Consider the following 20,808-nt stretch of genomic DNA (forward strand, 5'->3'; position numbering starts at 1 on the left):
CAACCTCGTGCGCGTCAAATCGATTTTCCCGCCCAACTGCAAACTGCTCAGCCAGCAGGAAGGCTTGAAGTACCTGACGCCGGGGCAGATCGTTTTTGCGGTGATGAGCGATAACGCGACCAACGAACCGCATCGGCTCATCGCGTCGTCGGTGGGCGTCGCGCTTCCCAGCAATCCCGCGCAGTACGGATACCTGTCCGAGCATCACAGCACCGGCGAGACGGATCAGAAGGCGGGCGACTACGCCGAGGATCTGGCGGCGATGATGCTGGCGACGATTCTCGGCGTCGATTTCGATCCGAATCTGAGCTACGACGAGCGCAAGGATCTGTGGCGGATGTCCGACAAAATCGTAACGACGCGCAACGTCACGCAGTCTGCGATAGGCGATCGCGACGGGCTGTGGTCGTCGGTGGTCGCCGCGGCGGTGTTCGTCGATATCCCCAACGGCAAGTAGTTCGCTGGCGTTGCGCAACGCGTCGCCGGCCGCGAACCGTCCCGGCAAACATTCAATCCGCTACGGATGCATGTCGAGGAATTCCTTGAAGCCGCTCCGATCGTGCGGGCCCAGGATTAACATCTCGAGAACCGCCATCCCCTCGCGCGAGCCCATTTTCGCCTGGCATACGGCCTCGATGTGCTGATGAAAGAAATCGCGCTCGTCGACGTCGGCGATTTTGACCGAGTCGTAGGTCGAGACGTCGGGGCCGACGTACATTCCGTGCCCCCACTTCGGATGAAAGTAGCCGATGCCCTGCATGTAGAAGTTGTATAGCGTCTTCAGTTCGATGCGGCTTTCGCCGGCTTGCGGGGTGCGCAAAATTATTTCGGCGCTTTTGGCGTGGCGCGTTCCCGAAGCATAGTTGATGTTGACCTCGAGGCCGCCGGTTGAGAAATCCAGCGGGGAGCCGGGCTCGGCGCGGGTGACGGCGCCGTGCTCGTGCCATCGCGAGCCGTCGGCGTTTTCATTGACGTCCCAAAGCGTGCAGACATCCTCGAAATTGCCCGGCGACCACAACCAGTAGTACTGACCCATCGTGGGCGAGGGCACTCCCGCCGGATCCTGCGGCCCGATTGCACGCACGCCCCACGAGCGATCGCGCGCACCCCACACTCGCGACGGTTTTGCGTCGTAGGTCTTGCCGGCGACCGTCAGTTTGCCACTGTAACCGCCGTGCTGAGTGAACCGCGTCATGTCCATCACGAGCCGCGGGCCGGCGCGGCGGGTGAAACGAGGCTCCTCGATTGCGGCGGCGCGCGCCTCGAACATCAGGTCGGCCTTTACCGCTTCATGATCGACGCGCACGCGCATCGATCGCATCGGGCGTACGACCTCGATTGAGATCGGGCCGACCCGCGTGTCCATCCGCTCGGCGCCGAGCACCCGCGACGCGCGCACGCTGTGTTGCACGCCGCCGACGGTCACGCTGAATGCGGAATCGATGATTCCGAGGTTCGGATAGATTCCCATCGCGACGGCGAAGTACGGCTCGCCCTCGCGAAAGCAGCCGTTGAAAAAAAATCGATCGTAAAAATTGCGGTCGCTGGTGAAGACCTGCTGGACCGGCTCCGGAGTCTGATGGATTGGATATTCGTCGCCTTGCGTGATCATCGTTGTCTCCCGGTATCAATTGAGATGCGTTGGTCGATCAGATCGGAAACAGTTTGCCGAGGTCGGCCGCCTCGAGACGGATGCCGACGTAAAAGGGGCCGAACTTCGCATACGACGAGCTGGCCTCGTCGAAACGCATCTCGTAAACGAGCTTCTTGAACACCAGCGGGTCGTCGGCGAAAAGATCGACGCCCCATTCCCAATCGTCGAATCCAATCGAGCCCGAGATGATCTGCGTCACTTCGCCGCCGAAACGCCGCCCGACCATGCCGTGGTCGTGCATGAGACGCTGGCGATCTTCGACCGGCAGGCGATACCAGTTGTCGGCGCCTTCGCGCTTCTTGTCCATCGGATAAAAGCACAAGTAGGGCCGCGCTGGGATTTTCGGAAACAAGCGCGGCGAAATTTTCTCCCGCTGCCGCGCAATCTCGGAATCGATTTCAGATTTCCATTGCGGCGAGCGCGGTCCGACCCCGTTCTCCACGAGCCGGCGATAGAGCGCGACCGTCGCTTCGTACAGGCCGATTTCGATCACCGACAGATACGACGTGGTCGGCTCCAGGTAGTCGCTGAGTGCAAGCCCGGCGACGGCGAGTTCGGCGTGGCCGAGTTCCTCGAAGCTGCGGCGGAAGTGGATGATGGTCAGGTCGCCCTTGTGGCCGAGCGCGGAGAAGAGCGCGGTTTCACCGTCTTCGCGCCGGGCCATCTCGCCGAACAGCTTCGACGCGTCGTTCAGCGCAGCGTTGCGTTTCGCGGCGTCGAGCATCCGCAATTCGCGGCGCCGCACGCGGAACATCTGATGGAGAACGCTGTAGCCTTCCAGCGTCAGAGGTGCGGCCGGAAAATCGCCGGGGATCTTCGACCGGTCCCTGCTTCGATTCTGCTCTGTGCTGTCGATACTCATGGCGGCAATTCTAGACGCTACGCAGCCGGTTGTCTTGATGCGCGCGAGCGGATGCACGAACCGACGAGAGCCTCCGCAACCGCGGGATTCGATGCCCAGTGCGCGTGAACGTATGACGCGAGAACATTTCCAATGCGATAGCCTTCGGCGAACGGCGCACGGCCCCATCGCGGCGCCACGTTGTAGATGGCATCGAATCGATCCCCGCTCCGAGCACCCTCGAGAGTCGAGTAGCGAAACTGATGGCCTCGAAATCGCGTCTGCGCAGGACCGAGAATCGAGTCAGCGTTGGTCTCGACCTCGACGTAGCCGATCGCCTGGAGCCTGGCGGACATCACGGCGACGCCGGGAACGATCGCAGCCATCGGCCAGAGCGCGCCGTTAAGTGTGCGGATGGCGTCCGCCAGGTACATCAGGCCGCCGCATTCAGCGTAAATCACGCCGCCGCGAGCCGCGAAGCCGGCGATGGCCGCGAGCATAGAGCGGTTCGAAGACAGCTCGCGAGCGAACACCTCGGGATATCCGCCGCCGAAGTAGAGGCCATCGCATTCGGGCAGCTCGCGATCGCCAATTGGCGAGAAGTTGACGAGCTGCGCGCCGAGCGCGCGCAGCCGATTCAAATTGTCTTCATAGTAGAAATGAAACGCGGGGTCGTATGCGATCCCGATTCGGCATTGCCGCCGCGCAGCCGAATCAATTTCGCTCGCGCTGGACACGCGGCCGGCTTCGAGTGCGGGCGCCGAGCGCGCAATCTCGACAATCGCGTCGAGGTCCAGCCAATCGGCTGCCAGCCGGCTCCATCCGTCGATCAGCCGTTGCGGCACGCTCGATTCATCGGCCATCAGCAGACCGAGATGGCGCTCGGGAAAAGCGAGATCGGTACTGGCCGGGAATCCGCCGACAATGGGAATCTCGGGCCGCGCGGCGCGCAACAGATCGAGATGCCCGCGCGAACCGACGCGGTTGCAGATCATCCCGGCTACCGCAACGGCGGGATCGAAGCGCGCAAAACCCGCGGCCACTGCGGCGATCGTGCGCGCGATGCCCGACGCGTCGGTGACGAGAATAACCGGCGCCCCGAGCCACCTCGCAATCTGGGCGCTCGAGCCCTCGTCGCCGGTTGGCGTCGCGGAATCGAACAGACCCATCATCCCTTCGATCACCGCGACGTCGGCGCCGGCGGACGCGCGCGTAAAAGTCGCGATCACCGCATCGCGACCCATCATCCAGCCGTCGAGGTTGTGCGAGCGAACGCCGGCGGCGCGTTCATGATAGGTGGGATCGAGATAGTCAGGGCCGCACTTGAACGCCGCGACCTTGAGGCCGCGCGCGCGCATCGCACCGATCAGCGCTATGGTCGCAGTAGTCTTGCCCGCGCCGCTGGCGGTTGCGGCGATGACGACGCGGGGAATTTCAGCGGAGGGACGCATCGCGAGTCGCGATAGTACTACAACGGGAAATGCGATGGCGCCCGGGGCCGACTTCGCCGCCGCTGAGAGGCGCGTCGTCGAACCGCACGAGGGCATCCACGCCGTCTGGAATCACGACCTCGCCGCCGCCTTCGCGATCCAGATTCACCTCGATGAGCCCGTGCGGAGTCGGGACGCGGCCTTCGAGATGCCTGAGCGATCCGAAGCGCGGCGCGATTTCCGCGCGCGAGTAGCCGGGAGCGGCCGGCCTGACGCCGAGAACCCAGGTGGTCAAATCGTAGGTCGGCGTCGCGGACCATGCGTGGCATCTGCTGCCGGTGCCGGGGCGCGCGTCCCAGTACTCCTCGAACGCGGTGCCGCCTCGTTCGATCTGCGGCCACCATTTCATGCATCGCGTAGGAATCAGGTCGCGGCGGCCGGCACGAACCATCGCATCGTGAAGGAGGTGCGAAAAAAATGGCTGCGCCGCGACGACGTTGCGCCCGGCGTCGAAGGTCATGTACTCGCCGGGGTCCATTCGTTGGCTCAAGTACGCCGCGAGGTTATCGGAAATCGTAGGCGTGACGACGACGCGCGATTCATCGAGAACGTAGTCGAGCATCCGGGGCCAGCGGTCTCGCGGGGCGCATCCCGCTACGATCGCGATCGCGTTGGTATGCTGACTGACTCGCCTGCCGGCGCCGCGCCGGTCGGCGGCATCCACGTAAACGCCCGCGGCCTCATCCCACAGCAATTCGAACGCCCGCCGGGTCCGCTGAGCGCATGCACGAGCATCGGCGGCACCGCGCGAATCCGCCATGACAGTATCGGCGAGCGTCGCGAAATCATCGAGGGCCGCCGCGTAAAGCGCATCGAGCGCGCCGGTTACTTCCGATCGCTCGATCATCGCCCAATCGATGAAAATCCAACCCGGCATCCCGCGAATCAGTCCGTCGGGTGCGCGATAACGCTCGAAGGCCGTCAGCACGCCGGCCGCGGTCGGCATCAGTTCGCGAACCGTCGCGGCGTCGCCGGAATATTCGAAGTAGCGGGCGAGCGCGCGTATCCAGTGCAATGAGTAGTCGGGGATGGTGGTCGAAGATATCGAGAAGTCGCACGCGGCGGCCATCGCGAGCAGGCCGTCGCCGCGGCGCGAATGTGCGCAGATGCGCAGATGGCGGCGCACCAGGCGCCAATCGGTGCTGGTCGCGTACGTCAGCAGGGCGTGGATGTAGGAATCGCCGAGCCACGCACGTTGTTCGCGGCCGGGACAGTCGATGAAGGCGTCGGTCGAACAGAGTTCCAACGTGCGCGCACCAACCCGCCAGATTTTGTTGAGCGCCGGATCGTCGCATTCGAAGTACGCCTCGTCGCCGCGCGGATAGCGCCGCTCGATCGCGCCGGCCGATTCGATCTGCGCACCGCCGCGCGTGACGATCGACAGATAGCGGAAGCCGACTGACTCGTAGGACTCGAGCCGCTGTGCCGCGCCGCCGCGCAGGATATAGCGCATCGCAAATTGGCGTGGACTGGTTTCCGCGCTGCCGTCGGCGCGCAGATCCTCGCCGCAGTACAAGTCGATAGTCGAACCTGCGGGACCGCGAACGACCGCCCAAGGCGTCGCGAGCGTGATCATTCCTGCGTCGAAATTAACGATGCGGTCGGGACCATCAGTGGAATGCTCCGCCGCCGGGTACGCGCTGCGCGGGTCATCGCTGTTGAGAGTCGCGACGCCACGGCGGGACAGTTCATTCAGTGCGATCGGAATCGAAGTCAGCTGCGCTATTTCCCCCGGCTCGGGCGCGGTGAAAGGCTCGACCGGGATTCGCTTGCGATTGGGCGAAAGAGTGCCGGCCGACAATTCGACAGCAGGCTGCCAATCGGAATCGTCAAAAGCGGCGTCGCTCCATCCAGCAGGAATTGCGGCGCCGTCGAGGATTTCGATCGGCGGCACCGGCACACCGGCGCTCTGAGCCACATCCTGCCGATACGGCGCGGCGCGTCCCTTCCATGCCGCATCTGAAATCACGCCGATGGCCGGCGATTCAAACGCAAATGATCCAAGACCGAGAAGGAAGCTCGGCGTTGCGGGCCGCCACCACGGTCCCGGCAAGCCGTAGAAGCGCGCCAGTGACGCAATCGCGTTTCGACCCGCGTGGAGATACGGCGCGAGATCGACCTCCGTCCATGCGAGGCGCTCAGGTATCGAACGCGCCGGTCCGCGAGCAACCTCGACGCCGTTGACGAACATCACGAAGCGCGAGTCGGCCGTCACGCGTGCGGGAACTGACGCAGGGATCGATTCGAGGTGAACCGTCCGGCGCAAGTAGCAAAATCGATTCCAGGTTTCTTTCGGCGGGAGTCCGATCGGTTCGATCGGCGAAACCGGCAACGGCGCGGGCTCGGCCCAAATCCATCGCGCGTCCCAGCTAATCGGCCATTTCGATCCAGCCATCTGAACGCCGCCATCTAGTACGGGCGAGCAGTCTTGCCGATAATCTCGCGTGCGACAATCGTCTTCATGATCTGCGCAGTGCCGTCGCCGATCTCCAGTCCGATCACGTCGCGCATTCGCTGCTGATGGGGCAGGTCGAGGCTGTAGCCCAGATGCCCGTGGAGCAGAAGGCATTGATGCAAAACGTCAGCCGCCAGCTCGGGCGCGAGCCACTTGGCGCCGGCCGCGAGCCATCCGTGCGGCTCTGCGCGATCCTTGAGCCATAGCGCTTCGTAGCAAAGCAGACGCGCGGCGCGCAGCCGAACTGCCGCCTCTGCGAGCGGAAACGACACCCCCTCGAACCGTGCGAGCGGGGCGCCGAACGCCTGGCGCTCAACGACGTAGGCGCAAGTCTCGTCGACGCTCTGCTCGGCCGCGCCGATGCACATCAGGCCAATCAGTGAGCGGCTGAAATCGAATCCCTGCATCACCTCGACGAAACCCGCGCCCTCCGCGCCGATGCGAGCGGCGGCGGGTACGCGGACGCCATCAAAAAAAAGCTGACCGCGGCCGATTGCGCGCGAGCCCAGATCGCGAAAGCGCGTGCGCGATACGCCCGGTGAGTTGAGGTCGACGTAAAATGCGCTCACGCCTCGAGCGGACTGCTGCGCCGTGCCGGTGCGGGCCAGGACCAGGGCAGCGCCGGCCGATGATGAGAATGAGATGGAAGTTTTCTCGCCGCTCAAGACGTAGTTGTCGCCGTCGCGACGCGCTTGCATCATGACATGCGCGGCATCGGAGCCGCCGCCGGGTTCGGTCACCGCCAGCGCCGCGATAATTTCGCCTCGGCAGATCGGAGGAAGAAACGCGGCCTGCTGACGCGCGTCGCCGCTGCGGGAGATTATTGCGGCGACCAGCGCCGCCAGCAGCATCACGTAAGCGGCGTTGAAATCGCCGCGCGCGATTTCCTCGTGTGCGATTCCAAGCGACACATAATCGAGGCTGGAACCGCCCAGTTGCGCATCGACCATCGGCGCAAGCACTCCCAGCTCGCCGAGTTTCCTCACCAGCGCCGGCGGCAGATCTTTGTCCGCGTCGCGCGACGCGTAATTGGGAAGCAGTTCGCGCCGCGCAAGCTCACGCAGCGTTTCCTGCAGCAACTTCTGCTCGGCGGTGAGGGCAAACTCCATCGTCGCAAGCCTCAGTTGGACGGCGCGTTCGGTGCCGGCGCCGTCACGGATTGCGCCGGCGCGCCCGACCGGCCGACATACCCGGGCAGACTCTGCAGCCCGCCGAGATCGAGGTACGGGGTCGGCCGCTCGATCGATTCCCCGCTGTCGTCGCCGCCCATTTTGTCCTGGTAGTGTTGCGCCGCTTGCTTCTGCACTTCATCGGACGACAAGTTCGGGTGCATTCCCTGGCTGTGCGCAAATTCGGCGCGGCTGTTGGCGTCCATGTGGAGCCAGATCTGGCTGGCCTGCGCGCCATTGCCGTGATTCAACGCTTCGATAAATTTTTGCTGCTGCGTTTCCTGATTGGAATGGAACGGCCAGCATCCCGCAAGCGCAATTGCACACGTAGCAATTGACAACGCGATTGCGCGTTTGATTTTTCCTGGCATCAGCGCTGCCGCTGCGGCGCCTGAAACGCCGCGAGCCTTCGCTATTGTGTACGCGACGAGACCGCGCACGTCCACCTGCCGCGCGAACTGAACCCACTCCCGCTCCCAGAGCCAACCGGCGGGCGCGTTGAACCCTCTCGGTATGCGTAACGCTGCTGATCGGTGGCGATGAAAAGAATTTTGCGGTCCATCGCTGCATCCCCGGACGGACATGTTACAGTCACGATGCAAATACGATCAACGGCAGGAGAATCGCGGGATCGGGGACTTTACCAGCGATGGAGCAACCCTGCTAGAGTAGTCGGAACTGAAGGAGAACAGTCATGCGTGCTGCCGTAATGCGAGGCAAAAAACTCGTCGTCGATAACATCCCCACTCCCGTTCCTGGAGCGGGCGAAGCGCTGGTTAAAACGCTCGCGTGCGGAATATGCGGGTCCGATCTGCACACGCTCAAGCACGCCGACAAGCTCGTCGCGGCATCGCGAAAAGCCGGAGCGCCGTTCGTGATGGATCTCGCTCGCGACGTCGTGATGGGTCACGAGTTCTGCGCGGAGGTGGTCGATTACGGGCCGCAGACCCAAAAGCGATTGAAGCCGGGGACCCGCGTGTGTTCGATGCCGGTGCTGATCAATGCTGGCGGCATCGATTCGGTCGGCTACTCGAACGAAAGTCCGGGCGGCTACGCCGAACTGATGCGGCTGACTGAGTTTCTGCTGCTCGAGGTGCCCAACGGGCTTTCCACCGAGCGCGCGGCGCTGACGGAACCGATGGCGGTGGGCTATCACGCGGTGCAGAAAGCGCGGCTGGACAAAGATGACGCGCCGCTGGTGATCGGATGCGGGCCGGTGGGCCTGGCGGTGATTGCGGCGCTCAAGCTCGGCGGTGTGCATCCGATCGTGGCGGCGGATTTTTCGCCGCGACGGCGCGAACTGGCGCGCCAGATGGGCGCGGACTTCGTCGTCGATCCAAAGGAGAAGTCGCCCTACGAGAGCTGGCGGCAGATGGCAACGTACAGCGATCCCGCCAAGGCGCCGATGCTGCCGCCGTGGATGCCGGGTCCGGCGGTCAGGCCCGCGGTGATCTTCGAATGCGTGGGGCTGCCGGGCATGATCGACTCGATCATGCTGGCGTCGCCCGGCAATGCGCGGATCGTGGTGGTGGGAGTATGCATGGACCGCGACCAGATCGAACCGCTCACGGGAATCAGCAAAGAGCTCAATATCCAGTTCGTGCTCGGCTACTCGCCCGAAGAGTTCGCGGTGACGCTGAGCCATCTGGCCGAGGGACGAATCAACGGCGACCCGCTGATCACCGGCAAGGTCGGAGTGGAAGGAGTGGCGAAGGCGTTCGAGGACCTTGCGTCACCCGAGACGCACGCGAAAATCCTGGTCGAGCCGTGGCATAGCTGAGCGGCCGGGCGCCGGCGAGCGCGCGCTTCAGTGAAACAGGCGGCGCGAGGCTAGATTGGCGCCCGCGCGCATCGCGCGCAACTTTTCCCACACTATTTCCTCGGCGACTTCGCCCAGTCCGGCGGAAGTCTCGAAGCCGCAGTCGGTTCCCGCCATCACGCGGCGCGGATCTCCGATCGCATTGGCGGCGCGCTCGAGGCGGTCGGCGACAACCTCGTGGTGTTCGACGTAGTTGGTCTTGGTATCGATGACGCCGGTGACCAGGCTCATCTGATCGGGCAGCGGGAATTCCTTGAAGCAGCGATATTCGTGCTGATGGCGCGGGTTGGCGGCTTCCAGAACGAGAGCGCCGACGTTGGCGCGATAGAGCAGCGGCAAAATCTCGGCAAGCGGGACATCAAGATCATGCGGCGCCTGGTAGTTACCCCAGCATACGTGCATGCGGACCCGATCGGGCGCGATTCCATGCAGAGCGCGATTCATCGCGGCGATGTTCAGTTCGACGTACTTGAGGAAATCGGCGAGCGGACGGTCGGCGTACGCCGTGTGCCGTTCCATCGCGAGATCCGGGCAATCGACCTGCAGAACGAATCCCATTGATACTATGTACTCGTACTCAGTATGTAATGCCTTGGCGACTGCGATTACATACTCTTCATAGTTCTCGTAATACTCATTGAGCATTGCCGACGCGATTATTCCCGGCGACGGTGCGGTCATAAACGGCTCGGCGAATTTCTCCGGCTGATCGGCCAGGATGCGCAGGGTATCGGCGCATTCGAGATCGACGGCGGCGCAGTCGCGGTACTCGACCTTGCCGATTGCCTTCGGCGCGTGCAGCAGATCGACCATCGAGCGCTGAAGCATCGGCGCGATCATCTTGCTGAAGCTCTGGTAGCGGACCAGATCGCGCATGATGGGCCGCTCGCTTCGTCCGCCAAAGCCGGTCATTCGATGCTGCACGTAGGTGAAGAAGCTCTCGCGCGATTGCTCGCCGTTGTTGCCGACGTCGATTCCCGCTTCGAGTTGTTTCTGTACAACGTGGCGAGTGGATATCTCGATCTCACGGAGCATCGCGGCGCGGTCCACGTCTTCGCCCCGGCTACTCTTCACCAGCATCGCGATCAGGCTTTCCCGCCGCGGCAGGCTGCCGGCGTGCGTGGTTAGAATGCGGCCCTCGCTACGAAGCATACTAGTTCCTCCCGGCCTCTTTCACTCATTTACTTTTCACCGGTTCGCGCTGCCAACATAGCATGCCGTCTGCAAATATCAGGAGTGGACACCGGGGGATCTGCTCTCGCCGGCGGCGGCATCAACCGGCGCCGTTGCCGGGAGATTGATTCGGCGTGGAGAATCATCCTATGCATTTGCAAGGAGTCTGAAGATGCCAACGCTCAAGCGCGCCGATGTATCGATATACTACGAGGAGTACGGCACAGGGTATCCGATTCTGCTATTTGCGCCCGGCGGGATGCGCTCCAGTATCGAGTTCTGGGCCAACAGCCCGTTCGATCCGGCCAAAGAATTCGCGGCTGACTTCCGCGTGATCGCGATGGACCAGCGCAACGCCGGCAAATCGGCCGGGCCGATCAGCGCTGAGGATGGATGGGACACTTACACGGGCGATCATATTGCGCTGCTCGATCATCTTGGGATCAAGCAATGCCACCTGATGGGCGGATGCATCGGATCGTCGTACTGCCTGGGACTGATCAAAGCTGCGCCGCTGCGGGTCAGCGCCGCGATTCTGCAGAATCCAATCGGGCTCAGCCAGCGCAATCGCGAGTTGTTCTTCGCGATGTTCGACGGATGGGCGCAAGCGCTGAAGGCGCAACGTCCAAAGCTTGACGACCATGCGCTTCGGCAATTCCGCGACCGGATGTACGGCGGCGATTTCGTGTTCAACGTTTCGCGGGAATTTGTGCGCTCGTGCAAAACACCGATGCTGATTCTTTGCGGCAGCGACGACTATCATCCGACCGACACCTCGAAGGAGATCGCCGCGCTCGCACCAAACGCCGAGCTTATCGAGAACTGGAAGACGCCCGAGGTGATTGCCGCGACCGTGAAGCGCGCCAGAGAATTCCTGATCTCGCATACGCCGAAGAGTTAACCGGCGAGCGCCAGTTTGATCCGATCGGCGAGTCCGGAGAATCGCTCCACGCGAGCGGCAATTGCTTGGTTGAGCGTCGATTCGTCGCCGACTATGACGACCGAGGTTCTGCTGCGGCTGACGGCGGTGTAGATCAGCTCGCGGGTCAAAACCGCGACGGGTTTCTCGGGAAGAACGATGGCGATCGAATCGAATTCGGAGCCTTGCGCCTTATGCACCGTCATCGCGTAGCTGAGCTCGACGAATTCGCGTAGCACCTCAAATCGGAATGCGACGAAGTTGCCGCCGCGCGGAAATATCGCCATCGGGACTTGCGAGCCATTGCTGCGCTGGACCCACAGCCTGATTCCGTTGTCGCCGTTGAAAAGTCCGCGTTCGTAGTCGTTGCGCAGCACGATCAGCGGCTCACCAACCACGAATGAAGCGCGCTCCGTGGCGACCCCGGCGGATTCGGCGGCGCGCGAATGAAGGCGCGCGTTTATTCGCTCGGCGCCGGTTTCGAAAACGCGCGTCACGCACAAGATGCGCGATTTTCCGGCGTGCGCGAACAGCTTCCGCAATCGCGCGCAGTCGGCGTCATCGAAACCGCCATCGCGTTCGACGTAATCATGCGCAACCAATTCCGCGATTTCCGGGCCGCCGCGCACTCGATCGATGTACCAGCGATCGAGAAACGGGCCGAGTTCGCGCGCCGCGATTGTAATAAATTCCACGCCGGCGAACCTGAGTTCATCCGGTGATGAGCGCCGCGCCACAATCGGAGTATTCGATTCGTCGACTGAATTCAGAAGATCGGCATCGCCGTCGTTAATCGACCGGGCCGCGCGCAAAATGGATCGGCCTGCCCTGCCTTCGCTCTTCATCCGATGATTCACTTCGAGCCGCACCGATGCCGCGGAGAGCCGACCGATATCGTCCCCGGCGGACCCGACGAGATCGCGGAACACAGAACCCGCGGCGACCGACGGCAATTGGTTCGCATCGCCGAGCAGGATCAGCCGCGCGCCGGGCGCAATCGCGTTCGTCAGTCGTTCCATCAAGCTGACGTCGAGCATCGATCCTTCATCGACGATCACCACCTTCGCGGATAGCGGGTTGTTGCGATGATGGCGGAAGCGCCCGGATTCTGGCGAGTAACCGAGCATCCGATGAATCGTCGCGGGCTCGAGATGCGCATCCAGGAGCGCCTGGTCTACACTGTCGAGCCGTTCGATTCGCGTCAGCGACTCGGCGATGCACTCGCCCATCCGGTAGGCGGCTTTCCCCGTCGGCGCCGCCAAAGCAATCTGGGAGGGATCGACGCCGAGCCGCACCATCAGACGCATGATCGCAACGATAATCGAAGTCTTACCGGTGCCCGGGCCGCCTGAAACAACTGTTAGTCCCGCGCGGGCCGAAGCGGCAACGACGTTGCGCTGTTCGTCAGACATCACAATCTGTTTGCCCTGCACAATAACCGGGCGGGCAATCACACTCTGAAGCGCGCGACTGAGTTTCTTCGCGTCCGCTTGCGCTTGCGTATCCGTAGTCAATAGCGCGGCGAGCCGAATAGCCAGTTCACATTCGTAGTGATAAATGCGGTGATGAACTATGTAAGGCTCAATATACATTAACGGTTTGTATTCATCCTCCCGCCGGCCGACCACCGCCGATGCGCAGTCGGATTGTATAAGCGCTTCGATCGAAGCCGCGATCGTAGCGATGGCGTCGTCACCAAAGCCATTGGCGCAGAGCGAACCGAGCACGCTCCGCATCGGCGCTTGCGAAAGTGGACCCGTTACCGGGAAGCGGGTGCTTCCGTCCTGAAGCGCCACCAGCGAGATGAGGATGAGCACGATGAGCGCGATTCGGTCATCGTCATTCAGAGCCGGTTCAAGGGCCGCGAGTTCGGCCGCCAGGTGAACCGACTCAGGCGCAAGATTAAGCCCGGATACCGAGACTTCGAGCGCGCGCATGCGAGCGTTGAATGCGGACCGGCCACCGCCGCTGGCTGAATCAAAGCGCCGCCACGCGGTATCCATTCCGAGTAATGAGTATTTCTCTTTCAAACGCGTAGCTCGGAGTCTGGTTCGCGAGTCAATAGTTCGGATTCATAAGTGACTATTTCATTCCACGACGGTCTTGCGAAGTAAAATCCAGAATGCCCATCGCCAGCCTGCGAGACGCCACGAAGAAAGACGTACAAAAGGCCTCCAAATCTCAATTCGTAGTCGCGCTCGGTGTGTATATCGAGCAGGCGCACTATACCGACTGAGTATATTTGCGCTTGCAAGCGATAGTGGCGTTCGACGTGCCGTGCGACTGCGGCAGGCTCGTACGAAGGCAGAAGATCGCCCTTCCAGTCGGCGAAGTATATTAGCCTGTCGCGCCGGAATACCAAGTCGATAAAACCCTTTATGTAGCCCCGTCCGACGATCCACGCGCCGTCCGGGCCCTCACCGAGCAACGAGTGATGTTTCTCGGGAATTGGATACGCGAATTCCATTTCGCGGACAGCGGGCAGCCGGTACAGTGCGCTTTCGAGTACGGTTTCGCCCAGCGCGACCGGTGAGGTGAGCGCGTTGAAAACCATCTCGCATCCGCGGGCCAGCCATCGCGGATCATTCACGCCGTGGCGGCGCATGGCACTCGCAAACAACTCGCGCACGTCGTCCCGCAGCATCCAGGATTTGAGATCCGGAGCATTGCCAAAGGACTTGAAATCGAGCTTCTCGATCGCCTCATGGAGGAAAATGCCGACGTGGCGGCCGCCGGGCAAATCGACGTTGTCGGTACGCGCCTCGATCGCATCGACGCTGGTTTTGAATTCATCGGGATCGAAAGCGGTCGCCAACCCAGTTTCGCGCGCCATCTGGAGCGAGGTATAGGATTCTATCATCAAGCCACGATGCCCTGCGCCGAGCTCGGCGAATTCGCGGTCAAGGCCGGCGGTCTGTGACGTCGATTCGAGCCAGTCGCACAAGGCATTCTCGTCAAGCGCAGTTTCGTCGTCCTCTTTTTCACCTTGTGAATCGATCGATGCCGGAGCGACTACAGCTTCCGTCGTGAAGAGCGTATCCAATCGAGCTTCGCGATCGAGAGCGCGCAGCCGATCGTTCAGTTGCGCATAGCAGCCCGACAGGTCTCGATTCAGCGCTCCATCCGGGACGTAGGGCAGTATCAGTTTGGCGCGCGCGCGGGTCAGCGCGACGTAAAGCAATCGCTGATCCTCCTCGTGTTGCTCCTTGTTGAGCGCCGTCTTTTCCATGTCCCGCGCCGGTTTGCCAATCGCAAGACGCCGTTGATTTCCGTCGTGGAAGATGCTGACCCAATCGGGTCGGTTGTTTGCGAAAAATCCTCCGTACAGAGCTACGACGTCGGCTTCGAGCCCTTTGCTTTTGTGGATCGTCATGATTTGCACGGCGTCGCGATCGTCTTCCAGGCGTTGCACATCCGGATCGTCGCCTGCCGGTGTCGCTCGCCCCGTGATGTAGGCCTCGAGAAGTTCGATTATTTCGGCGAGCGAGATTCCTTGCCGCGATGCATCCTGAGTTAGAATCTCGAAGATGTGTTCGTAGTTGGTGAGTTCGCGGCGATCGTCTGACAACAGCAATTCACGTTCGACCAGTCCGCTTTGATGGAGCAAGGCGTCGAACAAGTCGGCGAAACGCCCGGCCTCGGCAAGTGCGCGCCATTCGAACAGTCGTTCGAGCATCGGATGCGAGTTGCGCTCGTCGTCAAGCCGCGCAAGTTCCCCGTATTCGACCGCGAAGAAAGGCGAAGCCCACGCCTTGAGCCGGTTCGAGCGGCGACCGGGTTCGTCAATTCCTCTGAGCAGGTCGAGAATGTCGGCGGCCTCGCGGGTCTGGAACAACCCGTCCTGCTTGTAAAAGGCAAACGGGACTCCCGCCTGACGCAGGTACTTGCCAATTTCCGCGCTGTCGCGGTTGGTCCGAGTAAGGACGTAAACGTCCTTGGCGGTAATCTTGCGCGGCTTCTGCTTGTCATCACAAATTTCAATCGCGTGATCCGGGTCCGCAATAATTCGCCGTATCGCCTGCGCGATTCGCGGACCTATCGCTTCGCGCATCGGCCGCGAAGACTTGTATCGCTCGTCAAGCTGCAGGAACTTCATGAGCGTTACCGGTGCGATCGGCTGGCCGTTCGCCGCGACGGCTCGCAGGGCGGGACGCCCGCATTTTACCGGATGGTCGTAAGTGATCTGACCGGTAAACAATGGCGCCGCAGCATTCTGATCGAATATCAGGTTGCACGCCTCGATCACGGCGCCGGTCGAACGGAAATTTTCGCGCAAGTGAACAACGGTCGCTCCTGATTTGGAAAGCTGCTCACGCGCCTCCAGGTAAGCGTGCACGTCGGCGCCGCGAAACCCGTAAATCGCCTGCTTGGGATCCCCGATTACGTAGACAGTGTTGCTGGCGCCACCTTCGATGAACACCTGCCGAAAGATCTTCCACTGAAGTTCGTCCGTATCCTGGAATTCGTCGATCAGCGCCACCCGATAGCGCTCGCGCAAAGTCGCCGCGAGCGATTTGCCGCGAGGACCGTCAAGCGCGTCTGCAAGCCACGCCAGCATGTCTTCGTAGTCCAGTGTCCCGCGCTCGCGTTTTCGCGCGTCCATTCGCGTAGCGATAGCGAGCAGCAGTTCGTCAACCACGCGTTGCTCGATAGTCAGCGCTGCCTGAACCCGATCCCCCGCGCTGACGATCGCACACACGCGTTCGGGCATCTGGCCGGGGAAAATCGGCCGCGTTTCGGATCGCGTCCGGCGTGCGTTTCTGGGCCGGCAGATGCGATCGAGATCGAAGCCGCACAAGCCATCGGCCAGCATCGCGATCGATCCATTGGCGCGTTCGACGAGCAGCTCGAGTTCCCTCGTCGCGGCGATCGCGTCGCGCCGGGCATCATCTGTAATCGCTGCGCTCTCGAATGCGTCCATCAAAGTGCTCGCATCGAACGCGTTCGCCAGATCGGTCAACGCTTGTTTACTGAGTTCGCGTCCCGCCGTCCGCAAGTAGCGTTGAGAGTGAGCATCCCAGAGCAGTTCCTCGAGGTCATCTAAAGTGCGTTTCTCATCCGAGAGCCACTCACTAATGAGCCGCTCGACTCGAACGTCCGATTTCAGCCGCTCGCGCAATTCAGCACGCAGCGCCTCGTGGAACTCGAGACGGCCGCTGGTGAGGTCAACTCCGAAGCGCACTCCGCTGTCAAAAGCGAGCTCCGTGAGCATCCGGCGGCAAAAGCTGTGAATCGTGTGGATGGGCGAATGATGAAACGAAAACAACGCGGTCTTCAGTCTTTCCCGCTCGTCGTTACCCAATTGCTTGCGTTGCGATGAATGCGTGGCGTCCGCACTATGCCCGGACAGGACGGCTTCGATCGTAGCGCGGATTCGCAAGCGCAACTCGGCCGCCGCCTTTTCGGTAAATGTCACGACCAGGATCTGATCGAGCAGGGCCGTGCCGGTGAGGAGAAGGTCAACGACGATATGCTCGATCGTAAACGTCTTGCCGGTTCCGGCGCACGCGTCGATAACCTTGTGCCCGCCGTCGAGAATTTCATCGAGAATCGCGGGCCGATAGTAATCAATCTTTGCCGAAGCTGGAGTCGCGCTCATTTGAATATCCCGATTATTGGGTTGAAGCGGCGCGCGACGATGTTCGCGATCTCTTCTTCGTCCGGCGGTTCGAAACGGGTCGCGTTTCGCACTGGTCCGTATTCGGAGCTGCTCTTCGAGGACTCATTTAAGCGGATGCGCTCGACAGCTTCGACCAGGTCGCGACGATCCACAGGCTCGCGCCATTCCTTGACGACTTCCGCAACCGCCTCGATCGGCAAAAAATATTCATTGCCCGTCGAAAGCAGATCGCCGACGACCGTGCTCAGGAAGCCGAGCGCCGAATCCCGGTCCATCGGCGCGAACTCGCGAATAAATTCGCCCTGCTTCGTTGACTGTGTTCCGATCACGATTGCGCGAAATCTTTCCGGCAGTTTCGCTCCGCTGGCGGCAAGGACAATTGCGTTCAGAAAAGCCGGGAGAAAATCCTTCGGCTTGACGTTCTTGTGAAGTACGCAGTTGATCGCGGCACCTGCCTCCGGCGACGCACCCCGAATCGTGCCGTAGAGACTCGCGCGCTGCGTCGCTATCGATCCGTCGCGGTGGCGGACATTGGCGTTCAGCGCGATTGGGGCAAGAATCTCTCCGGCGTCGGCGAATTCGTCGGCGCGTCCGATCTGGATGTCCTTCCATCCGCCGAAATCGGTGACGCCGGCTTGGGAAGCCTGCGCGATCCATCGACGAAGCGCAGCCGCATCAGCCTTTGCAGCGATCTCCGCAAACTGCCCCGCGGGCGCGTGCCCATTGGCCTGCGCAATCCGAACCTGGCGCGCGTATTCTTCATCGAGCGCCTCAGGCTTGGCGGCGGAGCGCCAGAAGACCTCGCGCAGAATCACCGTACGATCGAGCCGCGACTGCTGGACCGGCTCGTCTTCCGCCTGCTCGGGCGCATATTCGTCCTCCAGCATTCCGAGCGAATAACGCGCAGCGCCCTGCAAAGGACATTCGAGATATTTTCGAATCGCGGCTATCGGAAGCGCGAACTCCTCGGCCGGCGCGTGGAGTGCCGCAGCGGGGACTGTTTCGAATTCGGCGAATTGCAAATCCTCTTGCAGACGATCGCGCAGCTTCTCGCCGAGACGATCCAGCAGGCGCTCAGGCTGCGGCTTTGCTCGATGCGGCGCGGTGGCGTCGAGCTTTTGCCGTAGCGCGAGCATCCGTGCGCCGCGGCGCGCCTCGGGATCGAAGCTCGCGAATTCATGATCGCTGTTTGAAGTTGCGCGATCGGCGAATTCAGGAAAATATTTCAAATCATAACGGCTGACTGGATGTTTCACCGTCAGCGTGGCGAGCGTCTTATCATCGATGAATCCCCGCAGCATGTATTGCAGTTCGCGAATGACGGACGATGGTTCGAGGGCGTCGCCGGTCTTCGCATCGCGAGCAATGTAGGAGAAAAAAATCCGCTCGCGCGCGGCCAGGATCGTTTCGAGGAATAGATAACGGTCGCGCTCGGCCGGAGTGACATCGCCCGCGCCGCGCTTGAGCATCCGCAAATCAAGCGGGTCGCGACGCTCGCGCTCTGGAAAGGCAGCTTCGTTCAGCCCCAGCGCAAAGATGACTTTGAATGGGATCGACCGAAGCGAGGAAAGCGATCCAACCGCAACGCCCCGGCCGGAAAATTGTCCGTGACGCGATTCGAGATCGGTGATTCGCGTTGCAATCATCTCACGCGCCGATTCGTACGACATTGGACCGATGTTCAGTTCTGAGTTGCCGACAGCCTCGATCGCCTCGAGGAACCGGTCCCTGACTTGTTCATCGAGCGCGCTCGATGGGCAAAGGTAGGTGTTCAAAAATTCGATGAGCATTCGCGACCATTGCCGGGGCGTGAGCCGCGCATCGCGCATCGAGAGCGCGTCGGCGATGAGCGAGCGTGCCCTGCGCATGAATCGCGCCGCCGTCTCGATTTCATCCTGCGCCACTTCAAACGGCAGGTAGCCCGGGGCTGTCGCTCCTCTCTCATAGAATGCGGGATTCCCGCCACTCCGACCGGTCAGCATGGCGCCCAGCGCGAGGCGTTTGATCGCCTGATCCCAGTGATAGAGGCCGCTCGGAATGTACGTTGCTTCCAGCTCGTCGTCGTCGGCGCCGAAGAAAATGCCCAGCGCCTCGCTCCATCGAGGCCACATCTCAACGTCGATTCGGGTTTCGCCTTCGCTGTTCAACGCGGGATGTGTCAGCAGCCGGATCATTTCCGCGCGCGAAAAGCGCCCGCGCGGCAGATCGAGAAGCAACTCGACGGCCTCGGCGACGCGGCTTGGGCCAGCGATGCCGCGGCCGACGAGATCGATTGGTATTCGGTGCTGCTTTCGGAAAACGCTCTCGATGTGCGCAATGTAGTCGTCAACCGCCGCGTCAGGAATCAGCACCGCGATTTCGTGAAACCGAATGCGCTCGGCGGCGCCACTGGAGGCCAGTTTCTCGTTGTCGCGAACGATCGACCAGATCTCGTTTGCGACGATTTCGGCCTCGCGTCGAATCCCCGGGGTCGCAAGGAACCGGATTCGCGCTTCGTATGGTCTGCCCTTGCCATCCTCGACGTCCGGGGGCTGCGGCTGGCGATCGAGGATGTTTTGCTGAAGAGCTTCGAGCAGAGTGGATGGCTCGCGAGAAGCCGGATCGGAAAAGAGCGGCGCGAAATCGCATTGAGAGAGTTCGTTGAGCAGCCGAATGTATTCACGGCCTGGCCGCCCCCAGAGCCTCAGCGCAGGCGGATCGGATGATTCATTCAACGCGAATGGGTCTTCGGATTCAGCGAGTTTTTCTCCGACTTTGTCCTGACGATGAGCCCATGCGGTGAGCGCGCCGCGGCGCGAAGTATCCACGTCTTCCCAAAACTCGCGGCACGGATTGAGCGCGTAGATTCGAATATCGCCGAGTGCGCCGAGTCGCGCAAAAATTTCCGCGTAAGCATTTCCCGCGTACGGCGCGCCGAACACGTGAAGCACCGCCGGCAGGACAGATTTGAGGTGGCTGCTGTCGCCCGCCTCGAACCCATCGGGCAGCATCATCAATCGAGTCTCGCGCTCCGACAGCCAATCCTCGCGCACGCGGCCGTGCGAATCGAATACCGACTGCCACAAATGCCGCTGCCATCGCTCAGTCTCGCCCATCGCATCAAGGTCAGAGCGCCGGGCAGCGCGCCATTTCTCGATCATGCGCCGCCTCGAAATCGAATACTCGCGAAACAACCGCGCCAACTGTGAGGCAAGCAGGATCGTTCTGAGCTCGACGTCGGCGTCGGTCCTGGATCCCGCCTGGATGTAATCGCGCGCCGGCTTCAAGTCGGGGTCGTCACGATGGCTCGAACTTCGAAGGCATTCGAACAAGATCAGTTGGAGCTCATCGGCGTCCAGGATCTTCAGGTTTTTATCGGTCGATTGGAGAAGTTCGGCCAGATAATTCCGCAGAAACGGAAATTTCAGATTCGCCGCGACGCCGATCGATTCGGCCAGCCGATAGCGGACGAATTGTTCGACGATGCGGTTGGGTACGACGATCGAGACGGGGTCGAGCGGCTCGTGGCGCTGATGCGCGGCTACCGCGTTGGCCAGCGGCGCGATCAGGTTTTCGAGGCGATTGGAATAGTAAAGACGAATCATCGCGGCACAACTATGGATCGCGGATCAGGTTTTAGGAACATATATTGTGGTACTGACAACGGTTGTCATCGGATGGGCGGGATG

The 20,808-nt window shown here is 61.7% G+C and carries 13 protein-coding genes; 3 read left to right on the forward strand and 10 right to left on the reverse strand.

Going from position 1 to position 20,808, the window contains the following annotated elements:
* Positions 1-457: pyruvoyl-dependent arginine decarboxylase (locus ABSB13_RS10655; RefSeq protein WP_428108032.1), on the forward strand; the 457-nt coding region annotated here is incomplete at its 5' end.
* 60 nt (positions 458-517) lie between these two features.
* Here ABSB13_RS10655 and ABSB13_RS10660 read toward each other — a convergent pair.
* Genes ABSB13_RS10660 through ABSB13_RS10685 form a run of 6 tightly spaced genes read right to left on the reverse strand, consistent with a single transcriptional unit; the run spans position 518 to position 7,980 of the window.
* On the reverse strand, positions 518-1,612 hold the full coding sequence (locus ABSB13_RS10660) for an Rv3169 family protein (RefSeq protein WP_428108034.1): 1,095 nt from the start codon (positions 1,610-1,612) through the stop codon (positions 518-520).
* Between the two features lie 37 nt (positions 1,613-1,649).
* On the reverse strand, positions 1,650-2,516 hold the full coding sequence (hemQ, locus tag ABSB13_RS10665) for a hydrogen peroxide-dependent heme synthase (protein ID WP_428108036.1): 867 nt from the start codon (positions 2,514-2,516) through the stop codon (positions 1,650-1,652).
* A gap of 17 nt (positions 2,517-2,533) precedes the next feature.
* The gene (locus tag ABSB13_RS10670; RefSeq protein WP_428108039.1) at positions 2,534-3,946 is read right to left on the reverse strand and encodes a cobyrinic acid a,c-diamide synthase CobB; all 1,413 of its coding nucleotides are present in this window, start codon (positions 3,944-3,946) and stop codon (positions 2,534-2,536) included.
* Positions 3,930-6,380: a family 78 glycoside hydrolase catalytic domain gene (locus tag ABSB13_RS10675; protein WP_428108041.1), complete on the reverse strand. Its 2,451-nt coding sequence runs from the start codon at positions 6,378-6,380 to the stop codon at positions 3,930-3,932. Before ABSB13_RS10675 ends, ABSB13_RS10670 begins: the two co-directional genes overlap by 17 nt.
* Before the next feature lie 14 nt (positions 6,381-6,394).
* On the reverse strand, positions 6,395-7,549 hold the full coding sequence (locus ABSB13_RS10680; RefSeq protein WP_428108044.1) for an acyl-CoA dehydrogenase family protein: 1,155 nt from the start codon (positions 7,547-7,549) through the stop codon (positions 6,395-6,397).
* An 11-nt stretch (positions 7,550-7,560) separates the two neighbouring features.
* On the reverse strand, positions 7,561-7,980 hold the full coding sequence (locus tag ABSB13_RS10685; protein ID WP_428108045.1) for a hypothetical protein: 420 nt from the start codon (positions 7,978-7,980) through the stop codon (positions 7,561-7,563).
* Positions 7,981-8,303: 323 nt separating this feature from the next.
* Between ABSB13_RS10685 and ABSB13_RS10690 the strand changes: the two genes are divergently transcribed.
* Positions 8,304-9,389, forward strand: a complete 1,086-nt coding sequence (locus ABSB13_RS10690) for a zinc-binding dehydrogenase (RefSeq protein ID WP_428108047.1) — start codon at positions 8,304-8,306, stop codon at positions 9,387-9,389.
* A gap of 27 nt (positions 9,390-9,416) precedes the next feature.
* Here the strand turns inward: ABSB13_RS10690 and ABSB13_RS10695 are convergent, their stop codons facing one another.
* A complete protein-coding gene (locus ABSB13_RS10695) occupies positions 9,417-10,580 on the reverse strand; it encodes a uroporphyrinogen decarboxylase/cobalamine-independent methonine synthase family protein (RefSeq protein ID WP_428108050.1) in 1,164 nt (387 codons plus the stop codon).
* A 193-nt stretch (positions 10,581-10,773) separates the two neighbouring features.
* On the opposite strand from ABSB13_RS10695, the gene ABSB13_RS10700 reads away from it, so the two are divergent.
* Positions 10,774-11,502, forward strand: a complete 729-nt coding sequence (locus tag ABSB13_RS10700; protein ID WP_428108052.1) for an alpha/beta fold hydrolase — start codon at positions 10,774-10,776, stop codon at positions 11,500-11,502.
* Here ABSB13_RS10700 and recD read toward each other — a convergent pair.
* The 3 genes from recD to ABSB13_RS10715 are packed head-to-tail and all read right to left on the reverse strand — an operon-like array spanning position 11,499 to position 20,724.
* Entirely contained in the window at positions 11,499-13,550 is a 2,052-nt protein-coding gene (gene recD, locus ABSB13_RS10705; protein ID WP_428108053.1) for an exodeoxyribonuclease V subunit alpha, read from the reverse strand. The two genes, ABSB13_RS10700 and recD, sit on opposite strands and share 4 nt — an antisense overlap.
* Positions 13,547-17,119 carry a UvrD-helicase domain-containing protein gene (locus ABSB13_RS10710; protein ID WP_428108055.1) on the reverse strand — a complete coding sequence of 1,191 codons (3,573 nt, stop codon included), beginning with the start codon at positions 17,117-17,119 and terminating at the stop codon, positions 13,547-13,549. The genes recD and ABSB13_RS10710 overlap by 4 nt, the downstream gene beginning before the upstream one ends.
* Entirely contained in the window at positions 17,116-20,724 is a 3,609-nt protein-coding gene (locus ABSB13_RS10715) for an exodeoxyribonuclease V subunit gamma (RefSeq protein WP_428108057.1), read from the reverse strand. Before ABSB13_RS10715 ends, ABSB13_RS10710 begins: the two co-directional genes overlap by 4 nt.
* Positions 20,725-20,808: the final 84 nt, after the last annotated feature.

It is taken from the genome of Binatus sp. (SeqCode) (assembly GCF_050013435.1).
Classification (GTDB): Bacteria; Desulfobacterota; Binatia; order Binatales; family Binataceae; genus Binatus.